The sequence below is a fragment of the Streptomyces sp. ISL-12 genome, assembly GCF_018614415.1.
GTDB lineage: Bacteria > Actinomycetota > Actinomycetes > Streptomycetales > Streptomycetaceae > Streptomyces.
Genome location: NZ_JAGGOO010000028.1, coordinates 153,181 through 172,614, shown reverse-complemented (window position 1 = coordinate 172,614; position 19,434 = coordinate 153,181). Strand labels below are relative to the sequence as shown.

General features: G+C 72.9%; 17 protein-coding genes. 8 read left to right on the top strand and 9 right to left on the bottom strand.

All coding sequences use genetic code 11. The features are described from left to right. Positions 1 to 10 precede the first annotated feature (10 nt). From J7I94_RS08885 to J7I94_RS08865, 5 genes are all read left to right on the top strand, one after another. Positions 11 to 937, top strand: coding sequence for a carbohydrate ABC transporter permease (locus tag J7I94_RS08885; protein ID WP_215166404.1), 927 nt, complete (start codon positions 11 to 13; stop codon positions 935 to 937). 32 nt (positions 938 to 969) lie between these two features. Then, positions 970 to 2,319, top strand: a complete 1,350-nt coding sequence (locus J7I94_RS08880) for a sugar ABC transporter substrate-binding protein (protein WP_215166403.1) — start codon at positions 970 to 972, stop codon at positions 2,317 to 2,319. A gap of 52 nt (positions 2,320 to 2,371) precedes the next feature. Next, on the top strand, positions 2,372 to 3,871 hold the full coding sequence (locus tag J7I94_RS08875; RefSeq protein WP_215166402.1) for a glycoside hydrolase family 36 protein: 1,500 nt from the start codon (positions 2,372 to 2,374) through the stop codon (positions 3,869 to 3,871). A gap of 100 nt (positions 3,872 to 3,971) precedes the next feature. Further along, positions 3,972 to 5,129 carry an ROK family transcriptional regulator gene (locus J7I94_RS08870; RefSeq protein WP_215166401.1) on the top strand — a complete coding sequence of 386 codons (1,158 nt, stop codon included), beginning with the start codon at positions 3,972 to 3,974 and terminating at the stop codon, positions 5,127 to 5,129. A 106-nt stretch (positions 5,130 to 5,235) separates the two neighbouring features. Further along, positions 5,236 to 5,925 (top strand): GntR family transcriptional regulator, encoded by a 690-nt coding sequence (locus J7I94_RS08865; protein ID WP_215166400.1) that lies wholly within the window; start codon positions 5,236 to 5,238, stop codon positions 5,923 to 5,925. 92 nt (positions 5,926 to 6,017) lie between these two features. On the opposite strand, the gene J7I94_RS08860 is transcribed toward J7I94_RS08865, so the two are convergent. Then, positions 6,018 to 7,139, bottom strand: coding sequence for a peptidoglycan bridge formation glycyltransferase FemA/FemB family protein (locus J7I94_RS08860; protein ID WP_215166399.1), 1,122 nt, complete (start codon positions 7,137 to 7,139; stop codon positions 6,018 to 6,020). A gap of 150 nt (positions 7,140 to 7,289) precedes the next feature. Between J7I94_RS08860 and J7I94_RS08855 the strand changes: the two genes are divergently transcribed. Further along, positions 7,290 to 8,144 (top strand): hypothetical protein, encoded by an 855-nt coding sequence (locus J7I94_RS08855; protein WP_374198366.1) that lies wholly within the window; start codon positions 7,290 to 7,292, stop codon positions 8,142 to 8,144. A gap of 24 nt (positions 8,145 to 8,168) precedes the next feature. Here J7I94_RS08855 and J7I94_RS08850 read toward each other — a convergent pair whose 3' ends face one another. Further along, on the bottom strand, positions 8,169 to 9,965 hold the full coding sequence (locus J7I94_RS08850) for an FAD-binding dehydrogenase (RefSeq protein ID WP_374198370.1): 1,797 nt from the start codon (positions 9,963 to 9,965) through the stop codon (positions 8,169 to 8,171). A 714-nt stretch (positions 9,966 to 10,679) separates the two neighbouring features. Between J7I94_RS08850 and J7I94_RS08845 the strand changes: the two genes are divergently transcribed. After that, entirely contained in the window at positions 10,680 to 10,931 is a 252-nt protein-coding gene (locus J7I94_RS08845; protein WP_215166397.1) for a hypothetical protein, read from the top strand. Positions 10,932 to 11,027: 96 nt separating this feature from the next. Here J7I94_RS08845 and J7I94_RS08840 read toward each other — a convergent pair whose 3' ends face one another. The 6 genes from J7I94_RS08840 to J7I94_RS08815 all read right to left on the bottom strand — a co-directional run bounded on the left by J7I94_RS08840 (position 11,028) and on the right by J7I94_RS08815 (position 17,766). Beyond that, the gene (locus J7I94_RS08840; protein ID WP_215166396.1) at positions 11,028 to 12,512 is read right to left on the bottom strand and encodes a coagulation factor 5/8 type domain-containing protein; all 1,485 of its coding nucleotides are present in this window, start codon (positions 12,510 to 12,512) and stop codon (positions 11,028 to 11,030) included. 81 nt (positions 12,513 to 12,593) lie between these two features. Continuing rightward, the gene (locus J7I94_RS08835; protein ID WP_215166395.1) at positions 12,594 to 13,439 is read right to left on the bottom strand and encodes an alpha/beta fold hydrolase; all 846 of its coding nucleotides are present in this window, start codon (positions 13,437 to 13,439) and stop codon (positions 12,594 to 12,596) included. A gap of 26 nt (positions 13,440 to 13,465) precedes the next feature. Continuing rightward, on the bottom strand, positions 13,466 to 13,810 hold the full coding sequence (locus J7I94_RS08830; protein WP_215166394.1) for a DUF2218 domain-containing protein: 345 nt from the start codon (positions 13,808 to 13,810) through the stop codon (positions 13,466 to 13,468). A gap of 148 nt (positions 13,811 to 13,958) precedes the next feature. Next, positions 13,959 to 15,158, bottom strand: a complete 1,200-nt coding sequence (locus J7I94_RS08825; RefSeq protein ID WP_215166393.1) for an NAD(P)/FAD-dependent oxidoreductase — start codon at positions 15,156 to 15,158, stop codon at positions 13,959 to 13,961. A gap of 142 nt (positions 15,159 to 15,300) precedes the next feature. Beyond that, on the bottom strand, positions 15,301 to 16,245 hold the full coding sequence (locus J7I94_RS08820) for an RNA polymerase sigma-70 factor (protein WP_215166392.1): 945 nt from the start codon (positions 16,243 to 16,245) through the stop codon (positions 15,301 to 15,303). Between the two features lie 54 nt (positions 16,246 to 16,299). Then, positions 16,300 to 17,766, bottom strand: a complete 1,467-nt coding sequence (locus tag J7I94_RS08815) for an FAD-dependent monooxygenase (RefSeq protein WP_215166391.1) — start codon at positions 17,764 to 17,766, stop codon at positions 16,300 to 16,302. An 81-nt stretch (positions 17,767 to 17,847) separates the two neighbouring features. On the opposite strand from J7I94_RS08815, the gene J7I94_RS08810 reads away from it, so the two are divergent. Further along, positions 17,848 to 18,459, top strand: coding sequence for a TetR/AcrR family transcriptional regulator C-terminal domain-containing protein (locus J7I94_RS08810; protein WP_215166390.1), 612 nt, complete (start codon positions 17,848 to 17,850; stop codon positions 18,457 to 18,459). 19 nt (positions 18,460 to 18,478) lie between these two features. Here the strand turns inward: J7I94_RS08810 and bla are convergent, their stop codons facing one another. After that, positions 18,479 to 19,408 (bottom strand): class A beta-lactamase, encoded by a 930-nt coding sequence (bla, locus tag J7I94_RS08805; protein WP_215166389.1) that lies wholly within the window; start codon positions 19,406 to 19,408, stop codon positions 18,479 to 18,481. Positions 19,409 to 19,434: the final 26 nt, after the last annotated feature.

Below are 19,434 nucleotides of genomic sequence, written 5' to 3'. Positions count from 1 at the left end.
GGAGCACATCATGACCCGTATCCGCACGAAGGCCCGTACGAAGGCCCGCGTGACGGCCCGTGTGAAGGTCTCGCCCGGCCGGATCGCCGCGTGGGCGGTGCTCGTCGGCGCGCTGTTCCTGACCGTCTTCCCGTTCTACTGGATGGTCCGCACCGCCCTGACCCCGGCGGCCGACCTGTACACCGACTCCACGGGGCTCGTCCCGGACCACCCCACGATGATCAACTTCCTGCGGGTGCTGGGGCTGACCAGCCAGGAGGAGGCGGTGGCCGCCGGGGGTTCGGGCGCACAGGTGGACTTCCTGCGGTACCTGCTCAACTCCGTGGTCTACAGCGGGCTGATCGCCGTGCTCCAGACGCTGTTCTGCGCGATGGCCGGGTACGCCTTCGCCCGGCTGCGCTTCCCCGGGCGGGACCTGGTGTTCGGGGTGCTGATCGCCGCGCTGATGGTGCCGCCGATCTTCACCGTGCTGCCCAACTTCGTGCTGGTGAAGGATCTGGGCTGGCTGAACACCTTCGCCGGCATGGTCGCGCCGAGTGTGCTGATGACCCCGTTCGCGGTCTTCTTCCTGCGGCAGTTCTTCCTGTCGATCCCCCGCGAGGTGGAGGAGGCGGCCGTCCTGGACGGGGTGGGCCCCTGGGGTCTGTTCTGGCGGGTGGTGCTGCCCATGACCCGTGGGCCGCTGCTCACCATCGGCCTCACCACCACGGTGTGGGCCTGGAAGGACTACCTCTGGCCGCTGCTGTCCGGCCGTGAGGAGCAGACCCGGGTGCTCACCGTCGCCCTCGGCATCTTCCAGCAGCAGTCGCCGAACGCCCAGCCCGACTGGACCGGGCTGATGGCCGGGTCCGCCCTGTCGGTGCTGCCCGTCCTGGTGCTGCTGGCCCTGCTCGGCCGCCGGCTGGTCGAGTCCCTCAACTTCACCGGCGTGAAGTGACCGCCCGCACGTCCCGAAAGAGGCCCCTTGCGATGAGCCCCCGACTCTCCCGCGCCGGCGCGGCCCTGCTGTGCCTGACCGCCACCGCCACCCTCGTCTCCTGCGCGGGCTCGGACACCGACGCCGGGGGGAGGACGACCCTGGACTACTGGCTGTGGGACGACCTGCAACTGCCCGCCTACCAGGAGTGCGCGAACGTCTTCCAGAAGGCCAACCCCGGCATCACCATCAAGATCACCCAGACCGCCTGGACCCAGTACTGGCAGAACCTCACCACCGAGATCGTCTCCGGTGAGGCTCCGGACGTCTGGACCGACCAGAGCACCTACTACCCGACGTACGCCGACGGACAGCAGCTCCTGGACCTCCAGCCCTACGTCGAGCGGGACAAGGTCGACCTGTCCGGCTACCAGTCCGGGCTGACCGACGTCTGGGTGAAGGACGGCAGGCGGTACGGCCTGCCCAAGGACTGGGACACCATCGCGATCGTCTACAACACCGACCTGCTGAAGAAGCAGGGCGTGGACGCCGCCGACCTCGCCGGCCTCACCTGGAACCCGTCCGACGGCGGCACCCTGGAGCAGACGATCGCCAAGGCCACCATCGACACCGAGGGGCGCAACGGCCTCGACCCCGCCTTCGACAAGAACCATGTGAAGACCTACGGGTTCCTGCCCGAGTGGAAGGACGGCAACACGGGCCAGAACGGCTGGGGCCCGCTCGCCGCCGCCAACGGCTTCTCCTACCTCGACAAGAACCCGTGGGGCACCCACTACCAGTACGACGACCCCAAGCTGGTCGAGACCATCGCCTGGTTCAAGCGCCTGATCGACAAGGGGTACGCGCCCCGCCTGGACCAGAAGTCGAGCCTCTACAACTCCGAGCTGCTCATGGCGGGCAAGGGCGCCATGACCCTCGCGGGCTCCTTCACCGTCTCCACCTACCTCGATCCGGAGCTGAAGGGCAAGTTCGCCTACGCCCCGCTGCCCATCGGCCCGGCCGGCCGCAAGAGCTCCATCAACGGTCTGTCGGACGCCATCTGGGCCGGCACCGACCACAAGGAGGAGGCGTGGAAGTGGGTCAAGTTCCTCGCCTCCGCCGACTGCCAGGACATCGTCGCCGAGCACGGCGTCGTCTTCCCCGCGCTGAAGACCTCCACCCAGAAGGCGCTCGCCGGGCACCAGGCCAAGGGTGAGGACGTGCGCGTCTTCACCGACGCCGCCGCGGCGAAGGACGGCACCTTCCTGCTGCCCGTCACCGAACGCGGCACCGAGATCGGCCCCATCGTCCAGGACGCCATCCAGTCGGCGATCCTCGGCCAGACCACGCCGGAGGCCGCCCTGAAGTCGGCCAACGACAAGGTCAACGGCCTCCTCGACTGACCACCCGGGCACACCCTCCGGTACCCGGAAACCCTCATACGCAAGGAGATCCATGGCCCAGCTCGTAGAACTCGGCGGGCGCGCGTTCGCCGTCGAGCTCGAAGGCGACGCCCCGCCCCGGGCCGTCGACGGTGGTCTGCTGCTGCCACCCGGCCGGACGGCCGTGCTGCACGGGCTCGGTGACGCGCTCTTCTACCGGCACGGACACAACTCGTGGAGCCCGTGCGGCTGGCGCCGGCTCTCCGACGCCCCGCTGCGCATCGAGAGCGCCGAACGCCGCCTCACCGCCGACGACACCGTGTGGGACGCCCCCGCCCGCCACCACTCCTCCGCCGTCGCCGCGCTGGAGGGCCCCGACGGACGGGTGCTCCTGCTCGGCGCGCTCGGCCTCGACATCCCGCGCCTCACCGCGGACCGGGACACCCTCGCCGGGTGGTACGAACGCGACGGGGCTCCCTGGTTCCTCGCCTACGGCGACGAGGAGGAGGTGTTCGCCGCCTACACCCGGCACCTCGGTGAGCGGCTGGGGCTCAGCCGCAAGCGGGCGGGGAACGTGTGGTGCAGCTGGTACGCGTACTACGAGAACATCACGGAGGAACAGCTCACCAAGGACATCACCGCCCTGCGCGGCCTGCCCTTCGACGTCGTGCAGATCGACGACGGCTGGGAGCGGGCGGTGGGCGACTGGGAGGCCAACGACAAGTTCCCCTCCGGTATGCGCGCGCTGGCCGACCGGATCACGGACGCCGGGCTGCGGCCCGGGCTGTGGATCGCCCCGTTCATCGTCCTGCCCGACTCCCGCACCGCCCGGGAACGGCCGGAGCTGCTGCTCCGGGACGCCGCCGGCGAGCCGGTGGTGGCCGGGCACAACTGGGGCACCGGCTACTGGGCACTGGACCTCACCCTGCCCGCGGCGCGGGAGCACCTGCGGGAGATGATCCACCGGGTCAGCCGGGAGTGGGGGTACACCTACCTCAAGCTCGACTTCATCGGGGCCGGCGCGGTGACCGGCGTCCGGTCCGTGGACACCGGCCGTGAGGAGGCCTACCGGGCCGGTCTGAGCGTCATCCGGGAGGCCGCGGGACCGGACGCCTACCTGCTCGGCAGCGGCGCCCCGCTGCTGCCCTCCCTCGGACTGGTCGACGGCATCCGCAGCGGCCCCGACGTCGCGCCGCTGTGGGAGCACTACGCCACCCAGGACCCCTCGGACGCGCTGGCCCGCAACGCCGTCGTCAACACCGTGCACCGGCTGTGGCAGGCGCCGCTCCTGGAGGTCGACCCGGACGTCGTGTACTTCCGCAGCCGCCTCAACCTCCTCACCGAGCCGCAGCAGGGCCTGCTGCGCGATCTGGCCGACATCTGCGGCTTCCGGGCGGTGTCCGACCCGCCGGGGTGGCTGCGTCCCGACGAACTGGAGGCGTTGACGGCGTACTTGACCGCCCGGCCGGACGTACGCAGGCTCGGCCGGTACCGGTTCGCGCTGGACGGACGGGAGGTGGACTTCGGCCCGGCGGTGACCCCCGAGTCGGAACAGCGGTATCCGATCGCGTGACGCCTTCGACGGGCGGCACGGCCACCGCCGGCAATTAGTAAACTGCTCAGCATTATCCGGCGGTGGCCACCGAACCGCGACGCCTCCAGGGAGCACCAGCATGGCGACGACCGGAACAGACATGTCCCGGATGCGCGAGATGAACCAGCTGTCCATCGTGAGCGCGCTGCGCGGCAACCCGCCGTCGACGGTCACCGAGCTGGCGGGCCGGGCCGGGCTGTCCCGGCCCGCGGTCGACGTGCTGGTGCGGGGTCTGGTCGCCGACGGCTGGGCGGAGGTCGAGGAGCCGGGGGCCAGCAGTGTGGTGGGGCGACCGGCGCGCCGCTACCGGTTCCGGGCCACCGCCGGCCATGTGCTGGGCATCGACATCGGCGTGCACAAGATCCTCGTCATGCTGAGCGACCTGGAGGGCCGGCTCGTGCGGACGGTGCGCCGCCCGGCCGATCCCGAGGCGCCGCCCGAGGCACGCCTGGCGGCGGTCGACGGTGTCATCGACGAGGCGCTGCGGGGTGCGGACATGACCCCGGCCGACATCTGGGCGGTGACGGTCGGGGTGACCGGCCCGGTCGACGCCTCCGGCCGCACCACCCTGTTCACTCCGCTGCCCGGCTGGCACACCACCGATCCGGCCGCTCACCTCGCGGACCGCTTCTCCTGCCCGGTCCAGGTGGAGAACGACTGCAAGCTCGCCGCCGTGGCCGAGCGCTGGAACGGCGTCGCCCAGGACGCCGACGACATCGTCTACCTCCTGGCCGGCCTGCGCACCGGCGCCGGCCTCATCCTCGACGGCACCCTGCGTCGCGGTCACGGCGGCGCCGCCGGGGAGATCGGCGCCCTCAAGGCGGTGCGCTGGCTCTCGGCTCCCGAGCATCTCCAGAGCTGCCCCGGCGTACCGGCGACGGCCGCGCCGGGCGAGGCGGCGGCCTGGGTGTTCCAGGCGGCCCGCGAGGGCGACCGGGACGCGCGGGCGGCCGTCCGCCGCTACACCCGCGACCTGGCCGTGGGGGTCGCCGCGCTGGTCCTCGCCCTGGACCCGCAGGTCGTCGTCTACGGCGGCGGCTTCTCCCGCTCCGCCGACGTGGTCCTCGACCCGCTGCGCCGCGAACTCACCAAGCACTGCCTGCGCATGCCGGAACTGCGCGCCTCCACCCTCGGCGACGAGAGCGTGGCCCTGGGGGCGGTACGGCTGGCCCTGGACGAGGTCGACAGCCGCCTGCTCAGCGACGGTCTGGCGGCCCCGACCGCGCCGCGCCGCTGACGCGCGCCGACACATCGACACATCGACGCACCCGCACATAGACACATAGACACATAGGCAAAACGGTCAATAATCGATTTTATCGTCGGTCGTCTATGCTGCCCCCATGACGCAGTCGGCCCCCACCTCCCCCTCTCCAGGGAAGCGGATGCTCTCCGAGCAGGTCCACGCGCATCTGCGGGACGCGATCATGCGCGGTCACCACGCGCCGGGCGAGGCCCTCAAACCGCAGGACCTCGCCAAGGAGCAGGGGGTCAGTCTGGCCGTGGTGCGCGAGGCGCTGGTGCGGCTGGTCGGTGAGGGCTTCGCGGACCGGCTGCCCAACCGCGGCTTCGCCGTCCCGGCCTTCTCCGACCGCCGCTGGCAGGAGATCGCCGAGGCCCGCCGGACCATCGAACCGGTGATGCTGCGGATGTCCGTCGAGCGCGGCGACGTCGACTGGGAGGCCCGGGTACGCGCCGCCCACCACCGGCTGGTCCGCACCCCGGCGTATGTGCCGGAGGAGGGCGAGTACTACAGCGCCACCTGGGCCGAGGCCCACCGGGTCTTCCACCGGACCCTGCTGGAGGGGTGCGGCAACCCCGTCCTGCTGGAGACCTTCGACCGGATGTGGACCGCGAGCGAGCTGGCCCGCCGCTGGTCGGCGCACCGCAATCCGGGCCGGGACGGCGTCGAGGAGCACCGCCGGCTGGAGGAGGCGGCACTCGCCCGGGACGCCGACGCGGCGGCCGAGGTGCTGGTCCAGCACCTCACCCGGACCGCGGCCGACCTGAAGGACGGTTCCGCGCCCGCCTGAGGGAGTCGGTCCCTCGCGGTACGGGTGATGAGGTCCTCGTCGCCTGTGCGGATACCGACGTCGTCGACGAACGCGCGCAGTCCGCGGAGGTATCAGCGCCGGGACAGGTAGAACCCGACGGCCCTGTGCAGGGCCTTGTTGAGCGGGTACTCCCACTCGCCGAGATACTCGACGGCCTCGCCGCCGGCGCCGGCCTTGAAGCGGAGCAGTCCCACGAGGTGGTTGCTCTCCTCCAGGGTGTCGGTGATGCCGCGGAAGTCGTAGACGGCGGCCCCCTGTTCATGGGCGTCGGACATCATGCGCCACTGGAGGGCGTTGTTCGGCTGCACCTCGCGCTTGCGGACGGTGGAGGCGCCGTAGGAGTACCAGACGTGCTCGCCGACGGTCAGCATCGTGGCGGCGGCGAGTGTGTCGCCGTCGTGGTGGGCGAGGTAGAGGCGCATGCGGCGGGGGTCTTCTGCCGTCAGGGCGGTCCACATCCGCTGGAAGTAGGGCAGCGGGCGGGGGACGAAGCGGTCCCGTTCGGCCGTCTCGGTGTAGAGGGTGTGGAAGACCGGCAGGTCGTCGTACCCGCCCTCGACCACCTTGACCCCGGCCTTCTCCGCCTTCTTGATGTTGCGGCGCCACTGCTGGTTCAGGCCCCGCTCGATCTCGTCCAGCGACCGGCCGGTGAACGGGACCTGGAACACGTACCGCGGCTGTCCGGCGGCGAAGCCGTCCTCCGTGCCCGGTTCGGTCCGCCGCCAGCCCGCCCGGTGCAGCCGGCCGGCGATCTCGTCGGCCGCCGGTTCCCGGGTGGTGGCCTCCACGTCCCCGAGCCGCTCGGCCGCCGGGTCGGCGATCGCCGCCTTGACCACGTCGGCGCTCCAGCGGCGGGCGACGACGGGCGGTCCCATCCGTACGGAGAAGGCACCGCGCTCCTTCAGGTGGGCGAGCATCGGTGCGAGCCACTGCTCCAGATCCGGCGCGGTCCAGTCGACGACCGGCCCCTCGGGCAGGTACGCGAAGTACCGCCGCACCTTCGGCAGCGACCGCAGGAGCACCAGCCCGGCCCCGACGAGCCGGCCGTCCCCGTCGAACCACCCCAGGCTCTCCGCCCGCCAGTCCGGCTTCACGTCCCCCCACGAGGGGACCTGCATGTGGCTCACCGAGGGCCGGGCCGCGGCGAAAGCCAGGTGTTCCTGACGGGTGATCACCTTCAGGCGGTAGCTCATGCGCAGCGCTCCTTTGTCGGGCGCACCAGCCTAATGAGCGGCGCCCCCGCATCCGCGCAGCACACGGCCGCGCCCTTGCGTTCCCCTCCTATGGGTGCATACGATCGATCAAGTAAGTAATAATCGATTATCTTGGAAAGAGGGATGGGCATGGACGCACCCACCGGCCGTCGCTGCCACAACGCCGTCAGCCCCCTGCACTCGACCGTCTACTTCGCACCGGAGTACCGGGACGAACTCGCCGCGCTCGGGCTGGAGCCCGGGGCCATGTCCTACCTCGCCGGGCGCGCGGCCCCGCTCGGGGCGGTCGGGGCGGGCGCGGTCACGGCGACGTTCTACAACTTCGACCACGCGCACGTGGCCCGGTACATGCCCGCGGCCTGGACGGTCACCACGCCGGAAGCGGTGCTCGCCGCGCGGCTGCGCGGCGCGGACAGGACGCTGCGCAGGCTGCTCGGAGAGAAGGCGCTCGCCTCCGAGGAGATGGCCGAGGCGGCCGGCCTGGCGTTGCGCGCCGCCGGCGCGGGCCGCCGCGAGGGACGGCCGCTGTACTCCGCCAACGCCGCCCTCCCCGTGCCCGCGGAACCGCATCTGGCGCTGTGGCACGCCGCGACGCTGCTGCGCGAACACCGGGGCGACGGCCACCTCGCCGCGCTCGCGGTCGCCGGGCTCTCCGGGATCGAGGCGCTGGTCCTGCACAACGCCACCGGTGAGACGGTGACGTCGGCCGTGCTCAAGCAGACCCGCGGCTGGTCCGCGGCGCAGTGGGCCGCCGCCGCGGACCGGTTGCGGAAGCGCGGCCTGCTGGACGACGCGGGAGACCTCACCGAGGCGGGCGCCGCCCTGCGCGGCGACACCGAGACGCTCACCGACCGCCTCGACGCCGCCCCGTACGACCACCTGGGCCCGGCTGCCACCGCGCGGCTGACCGAACTGGCCGGCGGCTTCACCCGGCTGGTGCGGGCGGCGGGAGCCTTTCCCCCGGAGCTGTTCGGCAAGGACTGACCGGCGGCCGGGGAGCGGCTGCCCTCAGGCGGTCTCCGCGGCGGCGGCGCGGCCGGCCTGACGCCCGGAGAAGAGGCAGCCGCCGAGGAAGGTGCCCTCCAGCGACCGGTATCCGTGCACGCCGCCCCCGCCGAAACCGGCGGCCTCACCGGCGGCGTAGAGGCCGGGGACCGGGGCGCCGTCGGCGTCGAGAACGCGGCCGGAGAGGTCGGTCTGGAGCCCGCCGAGGGTCTTGCGGCTGAGCAGGTTGAGCCGGACCGCGATCAGGGGCCCGGCGGCGGGGTCGAGGATCTTGTGCAGGTCGACCGTGCGCGAGAGGTCGTCGCCCACGTACGCCATGGAGTTGCGGATGCCCATGATCTGGACGTCCTTGCCGAACCGGTTGTCCACCTCGCGGTCGCGCGCGGTGATCTGCCGACCGAGTTCAGCGGCGTCTACGAGGTTCTCACCGGTCAGCTCGTTCATCCCCGCGACCAGTTTCTCCAGGGTGTCCGCGACGACGAAGTCCTCGCCCTTGTCGAGGAACTTCTGGACCGGTGCCGGGGTCTGGTCGAGGAGCCGGTTGGCGAGGTAGGCGACCAGGTTCTTGTCGGTGAGCTCGGGGTTCTGCTCGGAGCCGGAGAGCGTGAACTCCTTCTTGATGATGCGCAGGTTGAGCACGAACCACGAGTAGTCGTACCCCGTGTCCTTGATCATCTTCAGGGTGCCGAGGGTGTCGTACCCCGGGATGGCGGGCGTCGGGAAGCGCCGGCCCTTGGCGTCGAACCACAGGGAGGAGGGGGCGGGCAGGATGCGGATGCCGTGGCCCGGCCAGATGGGCGTGTGGTTCTTCAGGCCCTCGGTGTAGTGCCACATCCGGTCCCGGTTCACCAGCCGGCCCCCGGCCCGTTCGGCGATGGCCAGCATCCGGCCGTCCACGTGGGCGGGGACACCGGTGACCATGGTGCGCGGGGCGGGCCCCAGGCGGCTCGGCCAGTTCTGCCGGACCAGGTCCAGGTTGCCGCCGATGCCACCGGAGGCGACGATCACGAGGGGGGCGCGCAGTTCGAAGGAACCGACGGCGGTGCGCGAACTGGCGGTGCCCCGTGGCGCGTCGCTGGCCTCCAGTACGGACCCGCGCACCCCGTTCACCACACCGCCGGTGGTGAGCAGTTCGTCCACCTGGTGGCGGAACTTGAAGGTGACCAGGCCCTTCCGCGCGGCCGCGCGCACCCGCTTCTCGAACGGTTCCATCACGGCCGGTCCGGTGCCGAGGGTCACGTGGAAGCGGGGCACGGAGTTGCCGGGCCCGGTGGCGAGCTGGCCGCCGCGTTCCGCCCAGCCCACGACCGGGACCCAGGTCATGCCCATCCCCGCCAGCCAGGAGCGCTTCTCACCCGCGGCGAACTCCAGGTACGCGTCGGCCCATCTGCGGGCCCAGTAGTCCTCGCCGAGTCTGTCGTCCACCCCTCGGTCGAAGCCCGCCGTGCCGAACCAGTCCTGCCGGGCCAGTTCGAGGGAGTCCTTGATGCCGCACAGCCGCTGCTCGAAGGAGTCGATCAGGAACAGACCGCCGAACGACCAGTACGCCTGACCGCCCAGGCTCGCCTCCGGTTCCTGGTCGAGCAGGAGCACCTTGCGGCCCGCCGCGGCCAGTTCGGAGGTGGCGACGAGACCGGCCAGGCCGCCTCCTACGACGATGACGTCCGCGTCCGCGGCGGCGGCGGACGCGGACAGCGGGGCGGCGGCGGCACGGGACGCTCCCATGACCGTACCGGCCGCCACCACACCGCCCGCCACCTGCAGTGCGTGGCGACGGCTGAGCGGGGTGCGGTGCTGGATCTCTTCCACGGTCGTACCCCTTCGGTAGGCGAGAGGCCGCCGGGATTTGATGCGGCCACGACAACAACACGACGACAGCAGTGCGGAGTTACTCGAAAGTAAGCACGCGGCGTGCGGTGCGCAAGACTCCTGACGAGGAGGAGGGCAGCGGAGGAGACTCCTGACGTGATCGACGGGAACCGGGACCGGACGACAGGCGGAGCCTTGGCTGGACGCGACCGAGTCAGGACGCGCCGCGCGGGTCCACGCGTACGCGGCTGACGGACCTCGAACTGCGGCCCCGGCACGTCCGGTCGACCGCCAACCTCTTCGGGCTCGCCCCTCTGCTACCAGTGCGCGACAGGGTCGGCGGGTTTAGGCGCCTGGCGTGAACTGGCCGCACACCCCATGACCACGCGGCGGGTGCTGCGCGACGAGTACACGGGTTCCCCCTGCTCTACCACTGGCGGGTCCTGCCCGACACTCCCCCGGCCGGCTTCGGGGACGCGTTCGGAGGAGTGGAAGGGGCCGTCGCGCACTGGGACGGGACGCAGGCCGTGCGCCGCCGGCTGGAGGCCATGGGGCGCTCCGCCCGCAGTGTGGTCCTCTTCCTGGAGCACCTGCCGCGAACGCCGGCCGTCTGGCTCGGTGGCCACCGTGCCGCGGGCGGGACGGAGTCGGTGGGCGCGGAGCATGTGGGTCGGTGCGTAGGAGCGGTCGTAGGCGAGGAGCCGGGTGAGGAAGGCGGCCCCGGGCGCCGCCAGGTCGAAGTCGCGGACCCTCCTCAAGGGGTGGCGTTCGAGCCGTCGGCCCGACGGCGTCTGCGCCGGCCTGCGCGCGCTCATCGACCGCCACGCCCCGCACGCCGCCGTCATGCACGCCGCCGTCATGCACGACGTCCAGCACCGCCTGCTCGCCCGGAGCAAGCGCGGACCCGTTCCCCGCGGCCGAGATCGAGCGGGCCCCGGCCGGGGCCGAGGGCGGTGACGCCCCGGCCGCTACGGCCCCGTAGCGGCCGGCCCGCGAGCGCTCCGCGCCGGTGGTCCCCCGTCGGCGCGGCGCCGTCCGCTGCCCGGCGAGAGGTCAGCCCAGGGGCCGGACGGCGCTCCCCCGGTAGCCGACGGCGGGACCGTGGCCGTGCCGGAGAACACCGGAGAACTGCCCGTAGGCGGGAGTCGGGTGACTGTCCTTCCTCAGCAACTGCACCCTGTTGAGCTGGATCTCGCCCACGCCCTCCGCGTTGGCGGTGATGTGCAGCCGGTAGCGGGCGTACGGCGCCGCGCCGGTCACGGTGAACTCCCGTACCAGGAAGCGTTCGGGGAACGTCTCACCGGTCCGGCGGTCCAGGGTCACCCAGGTGCGGCCGTCGTCGGAGCCCTCCAGCCGCCAGTCCTTCGGGTCCCGCGAGCAGTGGTCGTCGGCCGAGGTCAGCGCGTAGTCCGTGACGGTGGCCGGGGCGGGCAGCACGAACTCCAGCCGGGCCGTCCCGGAGAAGACGAGCCATTTGCCGGCGTCGGCGCGGAGCAGGTTGGCCGCGACCTCACCGGCGCCCGTGTGCTCGCCGCTGGCCTCGATCCGGGAGACGGGGACGGGGGCGCCGACCAGGCCGGGGTCGGCGTCGGTGAGGAGTTCCACCCGGTTCAGCTGTGTCTCGGGCGCCCGCCCCCAGTTGCGGTCGATGTCGAGCCGGTACAGCGGGTAGGCCGTGGAGTTGGCCACGGTGTACTCACGGCTCTGGTCGCGCCGGGGGAACGCCTGGTCCACGCGTGAGTCGAGGGTGTACCAGGTGGTGCCGTCCTCCGATCCCCGCAGCCGCCAGTCGCGGGGGTCGCGGTCCCGGTAGTCGTTGGCCGAGGTGAGCCGGTAGGCGGTGACGGCGGCCGGGGCGGGCAGGGCGAAGTCGAGGGTCGCGGTGTCCTCGGGCGTCAGCCACTTGCCGGGCCCGGGGCCGAGCAGGTTCGCGGCGACTTCGCCGGCCTTCCGGTGTTCGCCGCTGGCCACGACCTCCTTGACCGCCACCGGTACGGTGTTCCGGGCGGGCGCGGGGCGCAGGGTCACGGTCCCGAAGGTGCCGTTCCCCGTACGCCAGATGACCCGTTCCACGGGGCCCTGGCCGTCGTCCAGGACCAGGCGCAGCCGCCCGACCCACGGCCGGGCGTCGGCCCCGTCCCCGTCCCCGTCATCGATCCCGTCATCGATTCCGTCATCGATCCGGTCCTCCTCGGTGACGAAGACGTGCGACGGGACGACGGGTATCTCCCCCTCGCTCGCGCGGCGTCCGCGCTCGGTTCCGCGGTACTCCCGTGTCATGCCGTCGGCGGTGCGGCACTGTCCGCGGAATGCCGTCATCGCGTCGTCGAACACGATCACGGCCTCGGCTCCGCTCGCGGACCGCCAGGCCAGCTCCCTCAGCCCGCCGGGCTCGCCCCGGTCCAGCCGGACCGTCAGCCGGGGGCCCCGGTGCCACCACCGGTCACCGGCCCGCACCTCGGTGTCGTAGACGAGGACGGGGGCGCCGGGGGAATTCCCGGTGCGTCCGGTCGGTCGCGCGTCGGTCCGGTCCCGCATGGAGATGCTCCGCTTCAGTCGCTGGACGAGTTGGCGCGGAGCACTCTTCCACAGGGGTCTGACAACGGAGTTGACAGCTGGTCAGAGTCCGTGGTCGCGCAGGAAGGCGCGGAGCAGGTCGTCGTACCGCACGGGGTCCTCCAGGAACGCCGCGTGGCGCCGGCCCTCCAGGACCGTCGGCGTTCCGCGCCACAGCGCGGCGTACGGGAGGGACGCCACGTAGGCGTGGTCGACGAACGGGTCGTCGCGTCCGTCGATGATCGCGAGCGGTACCGGGGACTTCTCGACGAGCGCCTTCTGGTCCGAGTCCCGCCCGGCACTGAACGACTCGAACATGAGGCGCCGGGACCGCCCGTCCGTCCGTACCACGTCGTCGACGACCCAGGCGGGGGGCGGGGAGAGCGTGATCTGTCCGGCGAACTCGGCCGCCTGGGCGGGCGTGAGGTCCTCGGTGCCGGCGTATGCCAGGCCCGGCCGGAAGCCCTCCCTGAGGGTGTCCCGGTTGACGGGCGGGGTGCCGGTGACGACGAGCCCCGCAAGGCCGGGGAAGAGGGGGACGAGCTCCAGGCCGATGTGCCCGCCGAGCGACCAGCCGACGACCACGGCCCGGTCGATGTCCAGGGTGCCGAGGAACTCGACGATCGCGGCGGCGTAGCCGCGCTGCGTGTACGCCGCCCCGGGGTCCGCCGCGTCGTCCGACTCCCCGTGGCCCGGCAGGTCGAGGGCCAGCAGCCGCCGCCCGCCGAAGTCGTCGGCGAGCTGGGCGTGGAAGACCTTCCGGGACGAGGAGTTGCCGTGCACGAACAGCAGCGGCGGCGCGGCGGCGGAACCTGACGGGTCGGTGTCCGTGTAGGCGATCCGTCCGTACCGTGTCCCGGCGTACCGGGTGGCGCCGGGCAGTCGCGGCGGCTCGTGTTCTGCTTCCATGACGGCATGGTAGCCAGCGGATTCCGTCAGGCGCCGGGGGTACCCGGGTCACCGGTGCCGCGCTGGACGGTGCCGGGTTCGCCCGTGTCCCGGTGCCAGGCCACCACCAGTTCGTCCCTGGCGCCGAAGCGCACCAGGTGACGGCCGACGACGTCCTCCAGCCGCGGCAGCCTGTCGTCCGGCGCCTCCACGGTCAGCAGCAGGGCCCCGTCGGTGGCGGCGAGGGTCCCGGTCCCGTCCTGGAAGACCAGGCGGCCCTCGGCGGCCTCCTCGTCCCAGTCGGTACGGGCCCGCCTGCCGAGGTGGGCGGCGAGCTGTCTGGCATAGCGGTGCGGGCGGTCGGTGACGACACGGGCCTGTGAGCGGGGCACGGGCGACTCCCTGGGAGACGGTCGGTGGGCGGTGCGCCGGCGGCGGCACGCGCCGACCGCTCCTGACTACCAGGCCCCGGCCCGCCCCGCGCCGCGCCCGCCGCAAGCTATGTGTGCGTCCCGTCCGCACCTGACAGGGCGCCGCGCGTCAGGCCGCCGCCTCGACGGCCTGCTCCGTCCGGTTCGTGTCCCGTACGACACGGCGGCGGCGCACCGGCAGGCCGAGCGTCGGGTGGGCGACGCCCCAGGCCGCGCCCTTGCAGACCAGTTCCTTGTAGAGGGCGGCGAGCCGGCCGGTCAGGGCCGCGCCGACCGACCGGTCGTCGGCGGTGACGTACTGGATCAGGCCGTCCCCGCGGCCCAGGGAGACGCACTGGTTGAAGTAGCGGATCGTCAGGTCCGGGAGCTTCCCGCCGGTCAGGCGGGCCGCGATGGCGTCGGCCGCTTGCCACGCGGTGGGGCCGCCCGAGGCGCACGACATCCGCAGCGGCTTGTCGCCGGGGCCCATCGCCCAGGCCGCGTCGCCGACGGCGTACACGTCGGGGTGGGAGACCGAGCGCATGGTCCGGTCGACCACGACCTGGCCCGTGCCGGTGACCTCCAGGGCGGTGGCCCGCGCGATCGGGTGGGCCGCGAAGCCGGTGGTCCACACGGTGGCCGCGGCCGGTACGGCCGTGCCGTCGGTGGTGACGACGCGGTCGGCCTCGACGGCGGTGACGGCGGTGTGCTCGTGCACGGTGATGCCGAGCCGGGCCAAGACCTTCCGCAGGTGCCGGCGGCCCTTGTCGGACAGCCAGTCGCCCAGAGCGCCGCGGGTCACCAGGCCGACGGCGAGGTCCGGGCGGGCCTCGGCGATCTCGGTCGCGGCCTCCAGGCCGGTGAGGCCGCCGCCGACGACGACCACGGGCTGCCCGGCGGCCAGGCCGGCCAGCCGCTCGCGCAGCCGGAGGGCGCCGGGCCGGCTCGCGACCTCGAAGGCGTGCTCGGCGGCTCCGGGGACGCCCTGGTCGTGCCGGCCGCTGCCGAGGGCGTGGACGAGGGTGTCGTAGGCCAGTTCCCCGGTGCCGCCGTCCGGGTCTGCGACGGTGACGGTCCGGCGGTCGACGTCGACGCCGGTGACCCGGGCGATCCGCAGTTCCACGCCGGTGCCGGCGAACATCTCGCGCAACGGCCGGGGCCTGAGATCCTGGCCGGCCGCGAGCTGGTGCATCCGCACGCGTTCGACGAAGTCGGGCTCGGCGTTGACGAGGGTGATGGTCACGTCGTCGCGGTGCAGCCGCTTGGCGAGGCGGCCGGCCGCGACGGTTCCGGCGTAGCCGGCGCCGAGGACGATGATGCGGTGCTGCATGGTCCTGCTCCTGTCTGCGCGGGTCCCGCACGTGTCGTGCGTGCTTCCGCCCCTTGAACCGGGCGGCCGGCCCTTTCCTGACAGGAACGCGATGTGAAGCACCTCACATCACGAGTGACCGGCCTGAAGTGTTCCGAAGTGTTCAGAAGGCGTGGAACAGGGGCTCCCCGTGCTCGGTGGCCGCCCAGACCTCGGTCGCGCGCCGGAGTTTGTCGGGGTTGGCCTGGCTTCGGAACGCGGCGATGCCGTCGGCGGTGACCTCCAGGCACATGATGCCGACGACCCGGCCGTCGAGGACCGCCACGACCGCGGGGCCGCCGTTGGCGCTCGTGAGGTGGATGGCCGGCGAGCCGCCGACCAGGGCGCGCTTGGAGCGGGCGGGTTTGAACAGGCCCCGCAGGAACTTCGCGACCGCGAGGGCCCCTTCGAACGGCTTGGTCCGGGCCGGGACCTTCCCGCCGCCGTCACCGATCGCGACGGCGTCGGCGGTGAGCAGTTCCACGAGCGTCTCGGTCCGCCCGCTGGTGGCGGCCGCCAGGAACTCCTCGACCACCCGCCGCGCGGCGGCCTCGTCGACCTCGCCGCGGGCCCTGCCCTCGGCGAGGTGCTTCTTGGCGCGGTGGAAGAGCTGCTGGCCGGCCGCCTCGGTGACGTCGAGGAGCGCGGCGATCTCCCGGTGGGAGTAGTCGAAGGCCTCCCGCAGCACGTACACGGCCCGCTCCCTGGGGGACAGCCGCTCCATCAGGGTGAGGACCGCGTACGAGACCGACTCGCGCCGCTCGGCGGTGTCGGCCGGGCCGAGCATCGGGTCCGGGGCGAGCAGCGGCTCCGGCAGCCACTGCCCCACGTAGGTCTCGCGCCGCGCGCGGGCCGACGTGAGCTGGTTGAGGCACAGGTTGGTGAGCACCTTGGTCAGCCAGGCCTCGGGGACCTCGACGCGCTCGACGTCGGCGCTCTGCCAGCGCAGGAAGGTCTCCTGGACGATGTCCTCGGCATCGCTCGCGGAGCCGAGGAGGCGGTAGGCGATGGCCTCCATACGGGGCCTGGCGGCCTCGAACCGGTCCACGTCCTGCACGGTGAGCGGCATGCCCCGGATCCTAACCGGAGGAGATTGCGCGCGCTGCGCGGTGGAGGCGCCCCGTCACCGGCGAGGGGTGACGAACCTGTCCACGGCCGGGGCCGCGTCGTCCCGGCCGGTGCCGGCCCAGGCGACATGCCCGTCGGGGCGGACGAGGGCGGCGCGCACGTCGGCCCAGGGGGCGGGGGGCTGGTCGAGCGTTCCGGTGCGGACGGCGAGCCCCGGCCGTGCGAGGCCGCCGAGCGCGCCGCCGGCCGTGAGGTCGAGCAGCAGGTACGCGTCGGGCCGCAGCAGGCCGGACAGGCCGGTGTCCGTGCCGGTGAGGGACAGGTCGGGGGCGCGGGTGCCGGTGAGCGGGTGGGCCGTGGGGTCGGCGGCGGGGTAGCGGACGGCGAGCGCGGTGAGCCGTTCGGCGAGGGCGCGGGCGAACGCCGGCTGGTCGGCGATCATGCCGCTGAGCAGGGAGCGCAGATCGAGGGCCTCGGGGGTGAAGGTGGCCATGAGGGAGGTCTGGGCGCGGCTGTGCTGCGCCAACTGGGCGCCCACCGGCCACCGTTCGGCGTGGTAGGTGTCCAGCAGGCCGTCCGGGGCCCAGCCGTTCAGCGTCGCGGCCAGCTTCCAGCCGAGGTTGTGGGCGTCCTGGATGCCGACGTTCATGCCGACTCCGCCGGCGGGGAAGTGCTGGTGGGCGGCGTCGCCGGCCAGCAGGACCCGGCCCCGCCGGTACTCGGCGGCCAGCCGGGTGGCGTTGCCGAAGCGGGAGAGCCAGGACGGGTCGCGCATGCCGAAGTCGTCCCCGGTGACGGCGGTGACCTTCTGCCGCAGTTCGTCGAAGGTGAGGTCGCCGGGCCACTCGGTGGTGAGGCTGTCGGGGCTGACCCCGACGATGCGGAACCGTCCGCCGGGCAGCGGCGCGACCATCACCCCGCCTCGGGTGTTCAGGGAACTGAAGCCGGGCCGGGGCGGGTTGTCGAGGGTGACGTCGCCGAGCCAGCCGAGGACGGTGGAGGGCGTGCCGGGGAAGCCGATGCCGGCGGCGGTGCGCACGGTGCTGCGGGTGCCGTCGCAGCCGACGACGTACGCCGCCTCGATCTCGTACCCGCCCTCCGGCCCCGCCACCTGGGCGGTCACCGACTCCGCCCGCTCGGTGAAGGCGGTGACGCGGTGCCCGCGCCGGATCGTCGCGCCCAGCCCGTGCGCGTGCTCCTGGAGCAGTTCCTCGGTGCGGGCCTGCGGCAGGGCGAGGGTGTACGGGAACGGTGTGTCCAGTTCCCGGAAGTCGAGCCGGTCGTCGAGCATCGCGAAGTGGCCCGTGGGGATCGGCAGGCCCTCGGCGAGGAACGGCCGGTGGGCCCCGCGTGCGGCCAGGACCTCGATGGTGCGCGGGTGGATGGTGAGCGCCTTGGAGCGCTCGTCGGCCTCGGTGCGCTGCTCGACGACGGTGACGGGGATCCCGCCCAGCCGCAGTTCGGCGGCGAGCCAGAGTCCGACGGGGCCGCCTCCGGCGATGACGACGTGGTGTGCCTGCATGACTGGGCCTTTCCGGGTCGTGTTCCGGTCAGCGCTTCTTGGTCACTGACCAATGCGCCTCGCCCGCAGTAAACTAGGTCAATGACCAATAAGCAAACGGCCGAGCGGCTCGAACCCGGCACCGTGATCCGCGCCGCGCTGGAGCTGCTGGACGAGAAGGGCCTGGACGCGCTCTCCACCCGCGCGGTGGCCCACCGGCTCGGCGTCCGGATGAACACCGTGCTGTGGCACGTGAAGACCAAGGCCCGGATGCTGGAGCTGATGGCGGACGCGGTCGTCGGGGAGATCCCGCTGGACGGCCTGCCTGACACGCCGGACCCGCGCGCCCGTGAGCTGGCCCGCCGCTACCGCCGCGCCCTGCTCGGCCACCGCGACGGCGCGGCGCTCGTCGTCGGCACCTACGCCGCCGAACCGCACACCCTGCGGTTCGCCGAGACGTTCGTCGCCGCGCTCCTGGAGGGCGGCCTGGACGAGCGCCGGGCCGCCTGGACCACCTGGACGGTCATGTACTTCGCCCTCGGTCTCACCCAGGAGGAACAGGCCGCCCAGCGCCAGTCCCTGGGCGACCGGCTGCGGGACGCGGTCACCGAGGCCACCCACCCGGCCCTGCACCGGGTGGGCGATCACCTCAGCCCGGGCTCCTTCGAGGAGCGCTTCGAGTTCGGCCTCACCGCGATCCTCGCGCGGCACTGAACCTGACCGGAGCGGACGCTCAGCGCAGCGCGGCGACGACCGTCTTCGTCGCGTCCGCGATCAGCGCGTCGTCGGAGGCGGCGTCCTTCGTGCCGCGGTCGGACAGGACGGCGACGACGATCGGAGCGCCGTCCGGCGGGCGGACGACGGCGATGTCGTTGCGGGTGCCGTAGCCGCCGGCGCCGGTCTTGTCCTGGACCTTCCAGCCGGAGGGGACACCGGCCCGGATGTAGGGGTCGCCGGTCGTGTTCCGCGCCATCCAGTCCCCGAGCATCTTCCGCCGGGCCTCGGGGAGATGGTCCTCCAGCAGCAGCCGGCGCAGGTCGGTGGCGAGGGCGCGCGGGGTGCTGGTGTCCCGGTCGTCGCCGGGCGTCGCCTCGTTCAGCTCCGGTTCGACGCGGTCGAGGTTGGTCGTGGTGTCGCCCAGGCCGCGCAGCGCCGCCTCGACCTTCCCGGGGCCGCCGAGTTCCTCCAGGATCAGGTTGGCGGCCGTGTTGTCGCTGTAGCGCAGCATGGCGTCGACGAGGGCGCTCAGCTTCATCCCGGTGTCCACGTGCTCGGAGGTGACCGGCGCGTACTCCAGCAGGTCGGAGGAGTCGTAGGAGACCACCCGGTCGAGCTGGTCGTCGGTGGCGCGCTTCAGCAGGACGCCGGCGGCCAGGGCCTTGAACGCCGAGCAGTGCGCGAACCGCTCGTCCGCCCGGTACGTCACGGTGCGGCCCGTGCCGGTGTCCAGTGCGTACACGCCCAGCCGGGCGTCGTCGTACCGCTTCTCGACCTCGGCGAGAGCGCGGGTCGCCGCCGGGGAGGCGGACGACGGGACGGAGGCGGAAGCGGAGGGGGTGGGGGCCGCCTGGACGCCGGTGGCGTCGGCACAGCCGGTCAGCAGGCCCGGTACGAGCAGGAAGGGCGCCGCGAACAGCGCCGCCCGGTTCTTCGGAGTAGGCATGTGAGGAGCCTGTCAGCGGCCCGGTC